The sequence below is a fragment of the Clostridium sp. TF06-15AC genome, assembly GCF_003481165.1.
Classification (GTDB): domain Bacteria; phylum Bacillota; class Clostridia; order Lachnospirales; family Lachnospiraceae; genus Otoolea; species Otoolea fessa.
The window spans coordinates 238,690-256,056 of the sequence record NZ_QUKS01000003.1 but is presented as its reverse complement, the minus strand read 5'-3'; the positions used below and the strand labels follow the sequence as shown (position 1 = coordinate 256,056).

The window sequence follows — 17,367 nt, the reverse complement described above, 5'->3', positions numbered from 1 at the left end:
CCGTACGAAAACATGGGTCAGCAGGCAAAAATCCCATTGCCGTAGGCAATTTTTAATGGATTTTTGCGCGTGACTGTGAAGGTACTGAACAGTTACAGTTTGAGATAAAACGACGGAACAGAACGGACAGAAGAGTAGGAGGTTCTTATGAGAAAAACGCTGAAATTTCTGATAGCATCAGGAGCGTGCCTTGTGATGGCAGGGACGGGACAGATGAGCGCCCAGGCGGCGATGAATCTGGAGACGGATGCCCCGGTCGCTGGTGCGTCAGTGGCGATCAATAATTACTATGCGAGCAGCTTGAACCCGGAAAAAGAGCTGGCGGAGGCATTTGCTTCTAAAGAAGTTCTGGCAGTGGCGGGAGCCGGTCAGATGGGCGTGGCAGGCGGCGCGCAGACAGCCAGACCGGCACAGGTGGCAGCAGAGACGAAAGCCCAGCCAAAGGAGACAACTGGCGAGACTGAGGCGGTTGTCCGCGCGATGTCCAAGTCGATCTACGATAATATCGCGATTTCCCGTGTGACCAATTATGTCAATGTTCGCGCACAGGCGAGCACAGGCAGCGAGGTAGTTGGAAAGATTTATAATAACTGTGCGGCGACAATTCTGGACACGGTGGACGGCGAGGGCGGCAAATGGTACCATATCCAGTCGGGTTCCGTGACCGGTTATATTAAAGCACAGTATTTTGTGACCGGCGAGGAGGCGTCCAAGATTGCCAGGGAAGTCGGCACAACCTACGCGAAGGTTACAAATACCTCTACGCTTCGCCTGAGAGAGACGCCGAGCTTAGAGGGCAAGACGCTGGATCTTCTTTCTGCCGATGCAGAGTATGAGGTGATTGGAGAAGAGGGCGATTTTGCCAAGATTTCCGTCGATAATGATCTGGTCGGATATGTGTATAAAGATTATATTACGACACAGGTAGACTTTAAGCAGGCAGTTTCCGTAGCTGAGGAACAGCAGCAGAAAGCGGAAGAAGAAAAACTGAAACAGGAAGCGAATGCGGCGATCGAGAACCTGGAACAGGTAAAGAAGAAAGCCGAGGAAGAGTCGAGGGCAGCGGAAACCACGGCAGCGGCGAAGGAAACCACGGCAGCTGCCAAAGAGACGACCAAAGCATCGGAGACTTCCTACAGCGGAACAATAGAGGCGAATCCGAGCGAAAGCAAGGCAGCTGGGACGACAGCGGCAGCCAAGGAGACGACAAAGGCAGCTGAGACGAAAGCGCCGACTACCGCGGCAGCGACGAAAGCGACCACTGCAAGCGGCGTTGGACCGGGCGGCGGACCAGGCACAGGCGGTACGTCCTCTTCTGGAAATGAAGTAACAAATGCTACCCGTTCTGCGGTTGTGGCATATGCAAAGCAGTTCCTTGGAAATCCGTATGTATACGGCGGAACCAGTCTGACAAACGGCGCGGATTGTTCCGGATTTACAATGAGTGTATTTGCACATTTCGGTATTTCAACCGGACGAAGCTCGAGAGATCAGGCGGCAAAGGGCAAGGAGGTTGCGGTCAGCGCAGTACAGCCGGGCGATCTGCTTTTTTATGCGAGCGGCAATTATATCAATCACGTAGCACTTTACATAGGCAATGGACAGGTTATCCACGCAAGTACGGCAAAGAGCGGCATCAAGATTTCGCCGTCCAACTACCGAACACCGTGTAAGGCAGTTTCATTCTTAAATTAGTAAACGCAGATAAAGGAGTATATCGGTTCTTACGGAACGATTTCATATCCGTAGGGCGCGGTGGGAATACCGCAAAATTACGTTGCCAGCGGGGCAGAAGATTTCTGATCGGTGAGACAAGCAATTTTGCGGTATTTTTTCATTTTCATAGGAAAATGTATGCACTCGCGCGAAGCAGAAACATGTCGCAAGCGACCGCGCTCGGCGCGAGAATGTGCCAAGGCACATTCTTTTTCATAAAAAAGGAGAAAAATCATGGCAGAATTAAGAGAACTTTCCGTAAACCAGTTCGTAGAAGAAACTGCTTCGAAGACGTCTGTACCGGGAGGCGGAAGCGTGTCGGCGCTGGTGGGGGCGCTGGGTGCGGCATTGATGGAAATGGTGGCAAATCTGACGATCGGAAAGGAAAAATATGCCGGGGTGCAGGAGAAAATGCAGGCGCTGGCAGCTGAGGGCGCTGCGCTGCATGAGGAGCTGCTGGCGGGGATCAAAAAGGACAGCGAATCGTTCAATGGATATATGAGAGCGCTGAAGCTTCCGAAGGAGACGGAGGAGGAGAAAAAAATCCGCACTGCCGCCCTGCAGCAGGGGTTAAAAGAGGCGACCGAAGCGCCGCTTGCGATTGCGGAGTCAGCGGCAAAGATTTTTCCGATGGCGGAAGCGGTCGTAAAGAGGGGCAATAAAGGTGCCGTTTCCGACGGTCTGATTGCGGCGATGTTAGCCCGGACAGCGGTTGTGGGTGCGCTCTTTAATGTGAAGATCAATCTGGCATCGATCAAGGACGAAAGTTATGTATCAGAACTTGAGAAAAGAGTAGAAAAACTGGAATCGGATGCAATTTTTTGTGAAAAATCAATTTTGTGTCTTTCCAAATTGTCAGACACAGTATATAATAGATAACATTCACAGCCTTTCCGGGAAATTCACAGGGGATCTTTTTTACAGAAGATAAAGCAGATAACATTCATTGTGTGAAAACTTCCGGAACAGGCAAAACCGCAAAAACAGGGAGGTACAGGAGTAATGATGACAGATATTGAGATTGCACAGGCAGCGAATCCACTGAAAATCGGTGAGATTGCACAGGCGGCAGGCGTAGACGAGAAGTATCTGGAGCAGTATGGAAATTATAAGGCAAAGGTTGACTACAATCTTCTGAAAGAGACCGAGGGCAAGGATGGAAAACTGATTCTGGTGACCGCGATCAACCCGACTCCAGCCGGAGAAGGAAAGACCACGACCACGGTCGGTCTGGCAGACGGATTGAAACGTCTTGGCAAAAAGGTAACTGTAGCGCTTCGTGAGCCGTCGTTGGGACCGGTCTTTGGTGTTAAAGGTGGTGCAGCTGGCGGCGGATATGCACAGGTCATTCCAATGGAGGATATCAACCTCCATTTTACCGGTGATTTCCACGCGATCGGCGCAGCAAACAACCTGCTGGCAGCGATGCTGGACAATCATATCTATCAGGGCAATGCACTCCGCATCGATCCGAAGCGCATTACCTGGAAGCGTGTTGTCGATATGAATGACCGTCAGCTCCGCAACATCGTAGATGGTCTGGGACGCCGCGTGGATGGCGTGACCCGTGAGGACGGATATGACATCACGGTTGCCAGCGAGATCATGGCAGTTTTGTGCCTGGCACGCAACATTACGGATCTGAAAGAACGCCTTTCCAAGATTATCGTAGGTTATACCTATGACGAGGAACCGGTCACTGCCGGTGATCTGAAAGCAGCGGGCGCGATGACGGCTCTTTTAAAGGATGCCCTGAAACCAAACCTGGTACAGACCTTAGAGCATACACCGGCATTTATCCACGGCGGTCCGTTCGCGAACATCGCGCATGGATGTAACTCCGTCATTGCGACAAAGATGGCATTAAAGCTGGGTGATTACACGATCACAGAGGCTGGCTTCGGCGCTGACCTGGGTGCGGAGAAATTCCTGGATATCAAGTGCCGGATGGCAGAGCTGAAACCGTCGGCGGTCGTTGTAGTAGCGACGGTACGTGCCTTGAAGCATCACGGCGGCGTGGCGAAGGCTGACTTAAACGCAGAGAATCTGGAAGCACTGGAGAAGGGACTTCCGAACCTGATGCAGCATGTAGAAAATATTACCAAGGTATATGGACTTCCGTGTGTCGTAGCGATCAACCGTTTCCCAATGGATACCGAGGCAGAATTAAAGCTGATCGAGGACAAGTGTCATGAGGTCGGTGTCAATGTAGCTCTGTCCGAGGTATGGGCGAAAGGCGGAGAAGGCGGCGAGGAGCTGGCAAAGGAAGTCATCCGCCTGTGCGAGACTGAGAGCGAGTTCCACTACTGCTACGAGACCGATACAACGATCGAGGAGAAACTGGATGCGATCGTGAAGAAGATCTACCACGGCGACGGCGTTGTACTCACGGATGCAGCAAAGAAGCAGGCAAAACGCCTGACTGAGCTTGGATTTGGTAACTATCCGATCTGTATGGCGAAGACGCAGTACAGCTTTTCGGACAATGCGAAGCTGCTCGGCGCACCGAAGAACTTTACAGTAACTGTTCGCAACCTGAAAGTATCCGCGGGCGCAGGCTTCATCGTAGCGCTGACCGGCGACATCATGACGATGCCAGGACTTCCGAAGGTGCCGGCGGCAGAGAAGATCGATGTCGATGAGAATGGACGAATCACGGGTCTGTTCTAAGAAAAGAAATTGGATATGAATGGAACTTAACACAACGCAAAAAGGGGAACTGCCACATGGCAGCTCCCCTTTTTGCCAGGAAACTTGTCTACTTATAGTACGAAGCGATGAATTAAAATTCTGGTTCGATCAATCCGTAGGTGTTGCCTTTACGTTTGTAAACAACATTGACCTGCTCGGTCTCGGAATTCAGGAATACATAGAAGCTATGTCCTAAGAGTTCCATCTGTACACAAGCCTCTTCCGGATCCATCGGCTTCATAGCGAATTTCTTTACTTTGACGATATCTACTTCGTCGTTGGAATCATATTCTTCGTTTATGAAGAGGTCAGAGAATGCAACAGCTGCCTGTTTCTTGTCTACGATTTTATTCTTATATTTTTTGAGCTGACGCTCGATGATTTCTTCTACCAAATCAATCGATACATACATATCGTTGCTTTCCTGCTCTGCACGGATGATGGTGCCTTTGACAGGGATGGTAACCTCGATCTTCTGACGATCTTTCTCAACCGTAAGTGTGATATTCACTTCAGTGTCCTGATTGAAGTATCGCTCTAACTTTCCGATCTTCTCCTCTACAGCTGCTTTTAACCCCGGGGTAACATTGATATTTCTTCCAGTAATCTTATAACGCATAATCATCGCTCCTTTTTATTGGGATGGCTATAGTATACCACTTTTGGATGTTAAATTCAACCTTTTTCGCAAAATTGTCAACACAATTAATTGAAAAACAGGTCGAAATACTGTGTCGTTTGATTTTTCACGAATTGCTGTTGTTTTATAAGGGATTTGCGCGCGGTTTGTGCGGCGGACAATGAAATATGAAAAAAGAGTCTTGCAGGATAGGGCAGAATGGGTGTGTTTTTGCAACAGAAAAAGGTCGAAAAAGCTAGAAAAAACGGGGGTTTGGAGGCAATGCAAGGGTTCTTCATTTGTCAATAGATCTGCTTGTATTTTTGGAAGAAATATGCAAGTTTATGAGATCTGAACAAAAAAGAAATCAAAATGCGCCGGGGACAATGGGGGCTTCGTGAACAGACGGAAATTGTGGATAATGTGGATAAGTCGGTGCAAAACTCCATTTTCCCTAAAAAAGGGAAAAAACGGGTGTGCAAAACTTATCCACAAAACTGGGGACAAAATGTGGATAATGTGGACAACAAGAAAGTCGAACATATATTTTGTGCAACTTGTCTGGTTTACCATAAAGTTGGCGGGCTGGCAGAAGAAAAAACGTTTTACCTGGATAGGCAGGGAGGCAGCGTTTTACAGCAGGTTCCTTTGTTCGTGTATGGAGGGTCTTGTTTTATGGCTGGGATTTTCCGGGTACGGCAGGTTCGGCTTATCTCAGCCGGGCGTGTGCGCAGAATAAATGTAAAAAAATCATGAAATCATTGAATAAAATCCCTGTTAGTGTTAGAATAAATAAGATTGTATAACTATACCTATACGATCTTTTCGATCTAAAACATATCATACATTGAGCTATAAAAACGAAAAAAGAATGAGAAAGCAAGAAATAGGAGAGAAAAGCATGAATCTGATAGAGAAAGTGTTTGGTACCCACAGCGAACGCGAGCTGAAGCTGATCCGCCCGATTGTGGATAAGATTTTAGGTATGCGCGAGCAGATGGTTGCCTTATCGGATGACGAACTGCGCGACAATACGCGCAAGTTCAAAGAGCGCCTTGCAAACGGCGAGACGCTGGACGACCTCCTGCCGGAGGCATTTGCAACCGTGCGTGAGGCGGCGAGACGGGTATTAAATATGGAGCATTACCCGGTTCAGCTGATCGGTGGTATCGTCCTGCATCAGGGACGTATCGCAGAGATGCGTACTGGTGAAGGTAAAACCCTGGTTTCCACCGCACCGGCGTACTTAAATGCGCTGGCTGGAAATGGCGTATTTATCGTTACCGTCAATGACTACCTGGCAAAACGAGATGCAGAGTGGATGGGCGAGGTTCACAGATTCCTCGGTCTGACGGTCGGCGTGGTTTTAAATTCAATGAATTCCGACGAGCGCCGGGAAGCTTACAACTGTGATATTACCTACGTTACCAACAATGAGCTTGGTTTCGATTACCTGCGTGACAACATGGCGATCTACAAAGAGCAGATGGTTATGCGGAATCTGGACTATGCGATCATCGATGAGGTCGATTCCGTCCTGATCGATGAGGCGAGAACCCCGCTTATCATTTCCGGACAGAGCGGCAAGTCCACGAAGCTCTATGAGGTCTGCGATATTCTGGCACGTCAGTTGGAAAAGGGCGAGGAATCAGCAGAATTTTCCAAGATGGCAGCCATCATGGGCGAGGAGATCGAGGAGACAGGCGATTTCGTAGTCAATGAGAAAGATAAAGTAGTCAACCTGACCGAGGCTGGTGTGAAGAAGGTTGAAGATTTCTTCCACATCGAGAACCTGGCGGATCCGGAGAACCTAGAGATCCAGCACAACATCATCCTGGCACTGCGTGCCAACTACCTGATGTTCCGCGATAAGGACTACGTGGTAAAAGATGACGAGGTTCTGATCGTCGATGAGTTTACCGGACGTATCATGCCGGGACGCCGTTATTCCGATGGTCTCCATCAGGCGATTGAGGCGAAGGAGCACGTACATGTGCGCCGTGAGAGCCGCACGCTGGCAACCATTACCTTCCAGAACTTCTTCAACAAGTTCAACAAGAAGGCTGGTATGACCGGTACGGCACAGACCGAGGAGAAGGAGTTCCGTAACATTTACCAGATGGACGTTATCTCCATCCCGACGAACCGCCCGGTACAGCGTATTGATTACGAGGATGCGGTTTATAAGACGAAAAAAGAGAAATTCCATGCGGTTGTCGAGGAAGTGGCAGCAGCCCATGAAAAGGGACAGCCGGTTCTGGTTGGTACCATTACGATCGAGACTTCCGAGCTTCTGAGCAAGATGCTGACAAGACGCGGCATTCCGCATAAGGTATTAAATGCGAAGTTCCATGAGCTGGAGGCTGAGATCGTAGCAGATGCAGGTATCCACGGTGCCGTTACGATCGCGACTAATATGGCAGGTCGTGGTACGGATATTAAGCTGGATGAGATTTCCAGAGAACTGGGCGGCTTAAAGATTATCGGTACAGAGCGTCATGAGTCCAGACGTATTGATAACCAGCTGCGCGGTCGTGCCGGACGTCAGGGCGATCCGGGTGAATCACGTTTCTACCTGTCCCTGGAGGATGACCTGATGCGTCTCTTCGGTTCAGAGCGTCTGATGAATATGTTCAACGCCATGGGCGTACCGGAGAATGAGCAGATCGAGCACAAGATGCTTTCCAAGGCGATTGAGAAAGCACAGATGAAGATCGAGACCAACAACTACGGTATCCGCGAGAACCTGTTAAAATACGACGAGGTTATGAACGAGCAGCGTGAGGCAATCTACGCAGAGCGCCGCCGTGTACTGGATGGCGAGAATATGCGTTCCGTTATCATGAAGATGATCACGGATATCGTAGAAAACGCCGTAGATATGTCCATCTCTGATGAGCAGGAACCGGCTGAGTGGGATCTGTCCGAGTTAAATTCCCTGCTGCTTCCGGTTATCCCGTTAGAGCCGATTCAGCTGACGGAAGACCAGCAGCATATGAAGAAAAATGAGCTGAAACATATGCTCAAAGAGGCGGCAACGAAGCTTTATGAGACACGCGAGGCAGAGTTTACAAGCGCGGAACAGGTACGCGAGATGGAGCGCGTGATCCTTCTGAAAGTGGTTGATGCAAAGTGGATGGCTCATATCGACGATATGGATCAGCTGCGCGAAGGCATCGGTCTGCAGGCATATGGTCAGAGAGACCCGCTGGTTGAGTATAAGATGAGCGGCTATGAGATGTTCGACAGCATGACGGCAGCGATCCGTGAGGATACCGTCCGTATTCTGTTCCACATCCGTGCAGAGCAGAAGGTCGAGCGTGAACCGGCTGCCAAGGTAACGGGAACCAACCGTGACGACAGCACCGTGCAGGCACCGAAGAAGCGTGAGGAGAAGAAGATTTACCCGAACGATCCGTGCCCATGCGGTTCCGGCAAGAAGTACAAACAGTGCTGTGGACGGAAGCTGTACGCGAAGAATTAATAGATGAAAGAAGGCAGGCTGCCGTGATTTTGCAGCAGTCTGTGCAGAAAATTCCCGAAACTATGGCGAAATACCTGGTTCCGGGAATTTTTCCAAATATAAAAAAGAGTTACGGTCTATATGTGTGTGATCCGTAACAAAATATAACTGAAAGAATGCTGAACCGTTGAGAAAAATGGCAGCAGATAGATGAGAATGGAGAAGGTGAGAGCATGGTTGAATTAGATCAGTTTAAGTATACATTATCAACCTACGATGAGACGCTGAAAGAGGTCAAGGATTCCCTGGATCTGGAAAATAAGGAGCGCCGCATCACGGAGCTTGACAAATCAATGGAAGAACCGGGCTTCTGGGATGATCCGGAGCGCTCGACCAAGACGGTCCGTGAGGCGAAAAATCTCAAAGATACCGTGGATGGCTACAAGCACCTTGAACAGCAGTATGAGGATATCCAGGTCATGATCGAGATGGGCTATGAGGAAAATGACCCGGCGATGATTCCGGAGATTCAGGAGATGTTAGATGAGTTCGTCAAAGAGCTGGAAGAACTCCGCACAAAGACACTCCTGTCCGGCGAGTACGACGGCTGCAACGCGATCCTTAAGCTGAACGCGGGCGCGGGCGGTACCGAAGCGATGGACTGGTGCAGTATGCTGTATCGTATGTACCAGCGCTGGGCGGACAAAAAGGGCTTTACGACCGAGGTGCTTGATTTCCTGGACGGCGACGAGGCGGGACTTAAGTCCATCACACTGCAGGTCAACGGCGAAAATGCCTACGGCTACCTGAAATCGGAGAAAGGCGTCCATCGTCTGGTCCGTATTTCCCCGTTCAACGCGGCTGGCAAGCGTCAGACCTCATTCGTTTCCTGTGATGTCATGCCGGATATTGAAGAAGATCTGGATGTGGAGATTAATCCGGACGATCTGCGGATCGATACTTATCGCTCGAGTGGTGCCGGTGGACAGCATATCAACAAGACGTCCTCCGCGATCCGTATCACGCATCTGCCGACCGGTATCGTCGTACAGTGCCAGAATGAGCGTTCCCAGTTCCAGAACAAGGACAAGGCGATGCAGATGTTAAAGGCAAAGCTGTACCTGCTCAAACAACAGGAAAATGCCGAGAAGTTGTCCGACATCCGCGGCGATGTCAAGGACATCAACTTCGGAAATCAGATTCGTTCCTACGTTATGCAGCCGTACACGCTCGTCAAGGATCACCGGACAAACGCGGAAAACGGCAATGTGAACGCGGTGATGGACGGTGATATTGATCTGTTTATCAGTGCGTATTTAAAGTGGATCAGCCTGAAAAACCAGAAGACAGAAGAAGCATAAAAGAAGATAAAACAGCCTGGATTGGCGGCACAAAAGTTTGACGGAGAAGAAAGCGCTCTGTCGAGTGCCGTCAGTTTGGGCTGTTTTTTTACAGATACAATTCGACTATAATGAAAGAAATAGATTGCAGAGTGTCAATAAATGTGATAATATCTTTCTGGTAAACACAAATGTATTTCTGGTGCGTACACAAGCGGAGATGGAATGGAAGAAAAAACAAAGTATTATCTGTTAAAGCAGAAAGCAGTGCCGGAAGTCCTTTTGAAGGTGGCGGAAGCGAAGAAGCTCATTGCGTCAGAAAAAGCGATGACGATTCAGGAGGCGACCGACCAGCTGGGGATCAGCCGGAGTTCCTTTTACAAGTATAAGGACGATATTTTTCCATTTTATGACAACGCCAAGGGCAAGACGATTACCATGGTGCTGCAGATGGATGATGAACAGGGACTTTTATCGGATCTTCTTCATATCGTAGCGATTTACAAGGCAAATATTCTGACGATTCATCAGAGTATTCCGGTCAACAATGTGGCGACGCTGACACTCAGCGTGGAAGTCCGTTCGGATACCGGAAATATATCGCATATGGTCGAAGAGATGGAAGAAAATTCGGGAGTACACAACGTAAAAATTATAGCCAGGGAGTAAAGATTATGATTCAGGTAGCAGTGATGGGCTATGGAACAATTGGTTCCGGAGTCGTAGAAGTATTAGAAACCAACAAAGACAAAATCACAGAAAAAACCGGCAAAGAGATTGCAGTAAAATATATTCTGGATCTGCGTGAATTTCCGGGTGATCCGCACGAAGCGCAGATTGTTCATGATTTTGAGATCATTGAAAAAGACGAAGACGTAGAGATCGTTGTAGAGGCGATGGGCGGCGTCAATCCGGCATACAAGTTTGCAAAAGCGTGCCTGTTAGCCGGTAAGCACGTTGTGACCTCCAACAAGGCACTTGTAGCGGCACACGGCACCGAGCTTCTGGCGATTGCACGCGAGAAGAACTTAAACTTCCTCTTTGAAGCCAGCGTAGGCGGCGGCATCCCGCTTCTGCGTCCGCTGACCCAGTCTCTTGCAGGCGAGAAGATCGAGGAAATCAGCGGTATCTTAAACGGTACAACCAATTACATCCTTACCAAGATGGCAAGAGAAGGTCAGACCTTTGAGGAAGCCTTGAAGAAAGCGCAGGAACTCGGATATGCAGAGCGCAACCCGGAGGCAGACGTAGAAGGCTACGATACCTGCCGCAAGATCACGATTCTTACCTCACTGGCAACTGGAAAAGAAGTAAATTACGAAGATGTGCCGACCGAGGGCATCACAAAGATTACCGATACCGATTTCAAATATGCGGCAAAGCTGGGAACTTCGATTAAACTGTTTGGAACCAGCCGCATGGAAGGCAATAAAGCCAGCGTCTATGTATGCCCGATGATGATCGGACCGGATCATCCGCTCTTTGCAGTCAATGACGTATACAATGCAGTCATGGTTCGCGGCAATACACTTGGAACCGTCATGTTCTACGGCAGCGGCGCCGGAAAACTCCCGACCGCCAGCGCAGTCGTCAGCGACATCGTAGAGATCGCCGGACACATGGAAGACAACATCCCGACCGGCTGGACCGACGAAAAACAGCCAGTTGCACCAATGGGCGAAGTAACCTTCAGCTACTTCCTCCGACTGGCAGGCAAATCAGCCGACAAACTTGCCGATGTGCGTGCAGCCTTCGGTGAAGCAGAAACCATCGAACTCCCGGAGATGGACGAATTTGCGGTCATAACCGGAGAAATGACCGAAGCACGCTTCCGGAAACTGGCAGCGGCATTCGAGGAAGATATCCGCCAGACGATTCGCTATACAAAATAGGATATAAAGTAAAAAGCACGCCAAAGTCATTCATGACGCGGTGTGCTTTTTAACGCAAGAAATACACAGAAAAAGGTCCCCTTGCCAATCATTTTATTGTAACGGACCAATCAAACTCTCATACAACTCCATTGCCTGATCAAAAAACGGCGCATATTGCGGATCCGTAATCATATGGTACACCTGGATCAGGCAGAAAAACTCAACTACTCCAAAGATGGTAGACATAACTCCCAGTATCAGCCCGACCACTGCGCTGCCGCGCCGCGGCTGTCCTTCCTCCTTGGAGAGGACAAACAGTACATTCGCCGACATTCCGAGCAGAATCGCGGCGGAAAAACTCAAAAACAGGGAGAAAAATGCGAAGATGCCGCACATCATTGACATCGTAGCATAGCGGCGCGAACGATTGCGCCGGGTTTCATTTGTATCTGAATGTTCCTTCGGAGAAGGTGTTTCATCGTAATAACTCATCGTATATCTAATCCTTTCATAACTGTGAAAAAAGAAAACAGCTACATCCTTTTCTGAAAATTAGAGACAGCCGCTGAATAGGGCAAAACAAAATCTATGCCCATCTGGCGGATTGAATCCGATAAAAGTGTATCATGAATAAAGCCGCTTGTCCAGTTAGGCATTGACTTGCGAAATATGCGCTGGAATGGTATGATTAAACAGCGTATTGATATTGAAGGAGAGTTTTTGCATGGATATTATACAGGCATTGAAAGAAGAGCTTCAGATAGGGAGAAATCAGGTCGAAGCGGCGGTAAAGCTGATCGATGAGGGAAACACGATCCCGTTCATCGCGCGCTACCGCAAGGAGGCGACCGGTTCCCTGAATGATGAGGTGCTGCGCCAGCTAGATGAGCGACTGCGCTATCTTCGGAATCTGGAGGATAAAAAGGAGCAGGTGATCGGTGCGATCCGCGCCCAGGAGAAGCTGACTCCGGCGCTGGAGAAACAGATCCGCGATGCGGCGACGCTGGTTGCGGTGGAAGATCTTTATCTTCCGTACCGCCCGAAACGGCGCACCCGTGCCGGAATTGCCCGTGAGAAAGGGCTGGAACCGTTAGCAGTCTGGATTTACAAGCAGGAAGCGGGCGGCAGCCTGGAGGCGGAGGCGGCGAAGTACGTGTCGGAAGAAAAGGGTGTTGCAGATGTTTCAGAGGCAATAGACGGCGCGCGTGATATTCTGGCTGAGCAGATCAGCGAGATGGCAAAATACCGCAACTACGCACGTAAAAAGACGATGCAGGACGGTCTTTTGGAGGCATCCGCAAAGGATGAGAAGATACAGTCGGTGTACGAGATGTACTATCATTTCTCCGAACCAGTCAAAAAGTTGGCGGGACACCGTGTGCTGGCGATCAACCGCGGTGAGAAAGAGAAGATTCTGAGCGTGAAGCTTATAGCGCCGGAGGAGCAGATTGTCCGGTATATGGAGAAACAGCTGATTATCCGCCCGGATGGGGATGCGGCGCGCGTGATGGAAGAAGTGATTCTGGACAGCTACCGCCGCCTGATCGGACCGGCGATCGAGCGCGAGATCCGCGCGGGGCTGACAGAAACGGCAGAGAACGGCGCGATTCAGGTATTTGGCAAGAACCTGGAACAGCTCCTGATGCAGCCGCCGATCGCAGGATGCGTGGTGCTCGGCTGGGATCCGGCATTCCGGACGGGCTGCAAGCTGGCAGTTGTGGATGAGACGGGAAAAGTGCTCGATACGACGGTCATTTACCCGACTGCGCCGCAGAACCGAGTGGAAGAGTCGAAGGAGATCGTGAAAAAGCTGATCCGCAAGTACGGCATTTCCCTGATCTCAGTGGGGAATGGTACGGCAAGCCGAGAATCTGAGCAGATCATCGTGGAACTCTTAAAAGAAATTCCAGAGAAAGTTCAGTATGTCATCGTCAATGAGGCGGGCGCGTCGGTTTATTCGGCGAGCAAGCTGGCGACGGAGGAATTTCCGCAGTTTGACGTCGGACAGAGAAGTGCGGCATCGATCGCGAGACGCCTGCAGGATCCGCTGGCGGAGCTGGTAAAAATTGATCCGAAATCCATTGGAGTCGGTCAGTACCAGCATGATATGAACCAGAAAAATTTAAGCGAAGCGCTGCAGGGCGTGGTGGAAACGTGCGTAAATAAGGTCGGCGTGGATCTGAATACGGCATCGGCGCCTCTGCTCGCCTATATTTCCGGCATTAACAAGACGATTGCGAAAAATATCGTGGCATATCGGGAGGAGAATGGCGCATTTTCAACGCGCCGTGAGCTTTTGAAGGTGGCGAAGCTGGGACCGAAGGCGTATGAACAGTGCGCCGGATTTATGCGGATCCAGGGCGGCAAGAATCCGCTCGATGCGACGAGTGTGCACCCGGAGAGCTATAAAGCAGCGGAGGCACTTTTAAAGCAGCTTGGACATGATCCGAAGGAGATCGCGGCGGGCGGCATCCGCAATATCCGCAAGGAGATCGCGGATACGGCAAAGCTGGCAAAAGAGCTTTCGATCGGCGAGCCGACCTTACTCGATATTGTGAGCGAGTTGGAAAAACCGGCGCGCGACCCGCGTGAGGAGATGCCGAAGCCGATTCTCCGCACGGATGTGCTGGAAATGAAGGATTTGAAGCCGGGCATGATTTTAAAAGGAACCGTGCGGAATGTCATTGATTTCGGTGCGTTTGTGGATATCGGCGTGCATCAGGATGGTCTGGTTCACGTGTCCCAGATGACAGACCGCTATATCAAGCATCCGCTGGAGGCGGTCAGCGTCGGGGATATCGTGGAGGTCAAGGTGCTGGCGGTTGATGTGGCGAAGAAGCGCATTTCGCTGACGATGAAAATCCGGGAGACGAAGTAAACCACGGCAGATTCAGCCGTTGGTTATAGGATGCAGGAGCGCTGACTGGAATGGGGCGGCGGATAAGGCATAGAAAATTAGGGAGAAGATAAAATGGACTTACGTGTAAAAATACAGCCAAAAGAGATTTTTATTTATTCGATGTACAATTTCTGGGCGGGACTGCGTGGAATCGGATGCATCATACTGACGGTGCTCGTTATTATTGCAGCGGCAGCCAGCGAGGAACGTCTGGGAACGCAGGTGACGAATCTGGTGATTCTGGGAGTGATTGCCTTGACAGGCTTTCAGATTTTTGCAATCTGGAAACAGGCAGAGCGCACCGCCGGGGATGCGAAAACGGGAGCTGAGATTGTATTTCACATTGGAGACGAGGGCATCCGTGCCCGCCAGGCGAACGGCAAGGGTGAGATCAGCTGGGATAAGCTGGTAAAAGTGAAAAAGATCGCGGGAATATATGTGCTTTACCTGGGTCGAGACAAGGCGTACCTGATGCCGAAGCGCGTGTTCAGAGGTTCGGAGGAGCAGATTTTTCTCAGTATGCTTACAAGAAATCTGCCGCAGGAAAAGAGAAGAGGAATTCGAGCATGATGATAGAAACAAACAGCCCGGAAGAGACGTATGCGTTTGGAAAAAAGCTTGGAATGGAAGCGCAGGCAGGGCAGGTGTATTGTTTGAATGGTGATCTGGGCGTAGGAAAGACGGTTTTTACGCAGGGGTTTGCCGCGGGACTTGGAATTCAGGAACCGGTCAACAGCCCGACTTTCACGATCGTGCAGGAGTACGACGATGGGCGCCTGCCGCTCTACCATTTTGATGTATATCGTCTCGGCGATGTGGACGAGATGGATGAGATTGGCTATGAGGACTATTTCTACGGCGAGGGCATCTGCCTGATCGAATGGTCGGAGCGCATCCGCGAGATCCTGCCGGAACATCCGATCCAGATCACGATTGAAAAGGATCTGGAAAAGGGCTTTGATTACCGGAAAATTTCAGTAAACGAGCAGTAGCCGGCGACAGGAGGAAAGAGAAAATGAGAATTTTGGGAATCGAAAGCGCATCCCTGGTGGCATCGGTTGCTATTGTTACGGATGATGTGATCACGGCGGAATATACGGTGAATCAGAAAAAAACGCATTCGCAGACACTTCTTCCGATGATTGATGAGATTGTGAAAATGCTGGAGGTGCCGTTGGAAAGCATCGATGCAATCGCAGTATCCGGCGGTCCAGGATCTTTTACGGGGCTTCGGATTGGCTCTGCGACAGCGAAAGGACTGGGACTGGCGCTTGGGAAGCCGCTGATCCATGTGCCGACGATGGATGCGATGGGATATTGTCTGTACGGGGCTTCGGCGCTCATCTGCCCGATGCTGGATGCGAGACGGCAGCAGGTGTACACGGGACTCTATCGGTATGAAGAGAAGTTCGAGATTGTGAAAGAACAGTACATTACGGATATCCATGCGTTGATTGCCGAGTTAAATGAGCGCGGCGAGCGCGTGATTTTCCTGGGGGACGGTGTGCCGGTCAACCGGGCGGTGATCGAGGAAGAGATGAAGGTGCCGTATTCGTTTGCACCGGCACAGGCGAGCCGTCAGCGAGCTTCGGCGGTGGCAGCGCTTGGCGCAGTGTATCTGGCAGAGGGAAAGACCGAGACGGCAGCCGAGCACAAGCCGGATTATCTGCGGAAATCGCAGGCGGAGCGCGAGCGCGAGGTCGCAGAGCGCCAGGGCGAGATGGATAAGCTGGCAGCCGGTATTGTGGTTGTGGAGAAGAAATAATGGCGGCAGGAACGGGAACGCAAAAAAAGCTTCGTGTTCAGATAGTGGATTTTCAGCCGGGGGATCTTCCTGCTGTCCGGGCACTGGAACTGGAATGCTTTTCGGATGCATGGTCGGAGAAGCTTTTACAGGATCTGCTGACGAGCAGCTGGGATAAAGCCTGGGTGCTGAAAGAGGATGAAACCGTCCGTGGCTACAGCAATTTCCGCGTCATTGCCGGGGAAGGCGAGCTGATGCGGATCGCGGTTCACGGCGCGTGCCGGGGGCGCGGCTATGGGCGGCTTCTGATAGAACGGCTGTTAAGGGAAGCAGAGGAAGAAAACGTCGAGGATATCACCTTGGAGGTGCGTGCATCCAATGCCCCGGCGATTGCGCTGTATGAGGCGTATGGCTTTCAGAAAGAGGCGGTTCGGAAGAATTATTACAGCGGGCCGACGGAAGATGCGCTGATTTATTGGAAAAGAAGCGGAAAAAGCATTGACAGATGAAATGGAAATGAGTATACTGTTTAACAGATAAAAGCGTAACACTTTACAGTGTTAAACCAAAAGAAAAGAACGGTAGGAGGTTCATATGCTGAGTCAGGTATCTATTTTTGCAGAGAATAAGAAAGGGCGTTTACAGAATATTACATCCCTTCTTCAGAAGGAGAATATTAACATTTGGGGTTCGATCACGAATGACAGTGCGGAGTACGGTATTATCCGTATGGTTGTTTCTAATCCAGAGCACGCGGAGAAAGTGCTGGCGGAAGCTGGTTATCTCTGCCGTCTGACAGAGGTGCTTGGCGTCGAACTGGATGACGAGGTCGGAGCACTCAACCGTCTGTTAATTTCCCTCAAAGAGAGCAATATCAATGTAGATTACCTGTATCTCTCCTTCAATCGTGATTCTGGCAAGCCGGTTATGGTGCTTCACACGGACGATGTGAGGGAGGTCAGCATCTGCCTGACATCGAAGGGATATAAGGTACTGTAAGTATTTCCAGCACTTTCCGCTT

Annotated in this window: 16 protein-coding genes; 14 read left to right on the top strand and 2 right to left on the bottom strand. The window is 50.3% G+C overall.

The annotated features are described in order from the left end of the window. Nucleotides 1-147: 147 nt before the first annotated feature. The 3 genes from DXC57_RS08570 (at nucleotide 148) to DXC57_RS08560 (ending at nucleotide 4,386) form a co-directional block, all read left to right on the top strand. Nucleotides 148-1,695 (top strand): SH3 domain-containing C40 family peptidase, encoded by a 1,548-nt coding sequence (locus DXC57_RS08570; RefSeq protein WP_118652083.1) that lies wholly within the window; start codon nucleotides 148-150, stop codon nucleotides 1,693-1,695. Nucleotides 1,696-1,950: 255 nt separating this feature from the next. After that, nucleotides 1,951-2,595, top strand: coding sequence for a cyclodeaminase/cyclohydrolase family protein (locus DXC57_RS08565; protein ID WP_118652081.1), 645 nt, complete (start codon nucleotides 1,951-1,953; stop codon nucleotides 2,593-2,595). Nucleotides 2,596-2,718: 123 nt separating this feature from the next. Further along, entirely contained in the window at nucleotides 2,719-4,386 is a 1,668-nt protein-coding gene (locus tag DXC57_RS08560; protein ID WP_118652079.1) for a formate--tetrahydrofolate ligase, read from the top strand. Between the two features lie 112 nt (nucleotides 4,387-4,498). Here the strand turns inward: DXC57_RS08560 and raiA are convergent, their stop codons facing one another. After that, nucleotides 4,499-5,026, bottom strand: a complete 528-nt coding sequence (gene raiA, locus DXC57_RS08555; protein WP_022360630.1) for a ribosome-associated translation inhibitor RaiA — start codon at nucleotides 5,024-5,026, stop codon at nucleotides 4,499-4,501. A 372-nt stretch (nucleotides 5,027-5,398) separates the two neighbouring features. Here raiA and DXC57_RS08550 point away from each other — a divergent pair, with 372 nt between their 5' ends. The 5 genes from DXC57_RS08550 (at nucleotide 5,399) to DXC57_RS08530 (ending at nucleotide 11,721) form a co-directional block, all read left to right on the top strand. Beyond that, a complete protein-coding gene (locus DXC57_RS08550) occupies nucleotides 5,399-5,782 on the top strand; it encodes a hypothetical protein (RefSeq protein ID WP_118652077.1) in 384 nt (127 codons plus the stop codon). Between the two features lie 145 nt (nucleotides 5,783-5,927). After that, complete coding sequence (secA, locus tag DXC57_RS08545) at nucleotides 5,928-8,510, top strand: preprotein translocase subunit SecA (RefSeq protein ID WP_118652075.1); 2,583 nt, start codon at nucleotides 5,928-5,930, stop codon at nucleotides 8,508-8,510. Between the two features lie 212 nt (nucleotides 8,511-8,722). Next, entirely contained in the window at nucleotides 8,723-9,850 is a 1,128-nt protein-coding gene (prfB, locus tag DXC57_RS08540; protein ID WP_117796089.1) for a peptide chain release factor 2, read from the top strand. Between the two features lie 204 nt (nucleotides 9,851-10,054). Further along, a complete protein-coding gene (locus tag DXC57_RS08535; protein WP_107001373.1) occupies nucleotides 10,055-10,498 on the top strand; it encodes an ACT domain-containing protein in 444 nt (147 codons plus the stop codon). 5 nt (nucleotides 10,499-10,503) lie between these two features. Further along, entirely contained in the window at nucleotides 10,504-11,721 is a 1,218-nt protein-coding gene (locus DXC57_RS08530; RefSeq protein ID WP_117796088.1) for a homoserine dehydrogenase, read from the top strand. 93 nt (nucleotides 11,722-11,814) lie between these two features. Here DXC57_RS08530 and DXC57_RS08525 read toward each other — a convergent pair whose 3' ends face one another. Next, entirely contained in the window at nucleotides 11,815-12,195 is a 381-nt protein-coding gene (locus DXC57_RS08525) for a hypothetical protein (protein WP_118492426.1), read from the bottom strand. Between the two features lie 232 nt (nucleotides 12,196-12,427). Between DXC57_RS08525 and DXC57_RS08520 the strand changes: the two genes are divergently transcribed. The 6 genes from DXC57_RS08520 (at nucleotide 12,428) to DXC57_RS08495 (ending at nucleotide 17,345) form a co-directional block, all read left to right on the top strand. After that, entirely contained in the window at nucleotides 12,428-14,581 is a 2,154-nt protein-coding gene (locus tag DXC57_RS08520) for a Tex family protein (protein WP_118652073.1), read from the top strand. A gap of 93 nt (nucleotides 14,582-14,674) precedes the next feature. Then, entirely contained in the window at nucleotides 14,675-15,172 is a 498-nt protein-coding gene (locus tag DXC57_RS08515; protein ID WP_118293358.1) for a YcxB family protein, read from the top strand. Continuing rightward, nucleotides 15,169-15,594, top strand: coding sequence for a tRNA (adenosine(37)-N6)-threonylcarbamoyltransferase complex ATPase subunit type 1 TsaE (gene tsaE / locus DXC57_RS08510; RefSeq protein ID WP_022360622.1), 426 nt, complete (start codon nucleotides 15,169-15,171; stop codon nucleotides 15,592-15,594). The genes DXC57_RS08515 and tsaE overlap by 4 nt, the downstream gene beginning before the upstream one ends. A gap of 23 nt (nucleotides 15,595-15,617) precedes the next feature. Next, nucleotides 15,618-16,367 (top strand): tRNA (adenosine(37)-N6)-threonylcarbamoyltransferase complex dimerization subunit type 1 TsaB, encoded by a 750-nt coding sequence (tsaB, locus tag DXC57_RS08505; protein WP_118652071.1) that lies wholly within the window; start codon nucleotides 15,618-15,620, stop codon nucleotides 16,365-16,367. Next, nucleotides 16,367-16,855, top strand: coding sequence for a ribosomal protein S18-alanine N-acetyltransferase (gene rimI, locus DXC57_RS08500; RefSeq protein WP_118652069.1), 489 nt, complete (start codon nucleotides 16,367-16,369; stop codon nucleotides 16,853-16,855). The genes tsaB and rimI overlap by 1 nt, the downstream gene beginning before the upstream one ends. Before the next feature lie 85 nt (nucleotides 16,856-16,940). Beyond that, nucleotides 16,941-17,345: an amino acid-binding protein gene (locus DXC57_RS08495; RefSeq protein WP_118652067.1), complete on the top strand. Its 405-nt coding sequence runs from the start codon at nucleotides 16,941-16,943 to the stop codon at nucleotides 17,343-17,345. Nucleotides 17,346-17,367 lie beyond the last annotated feature (22 nt).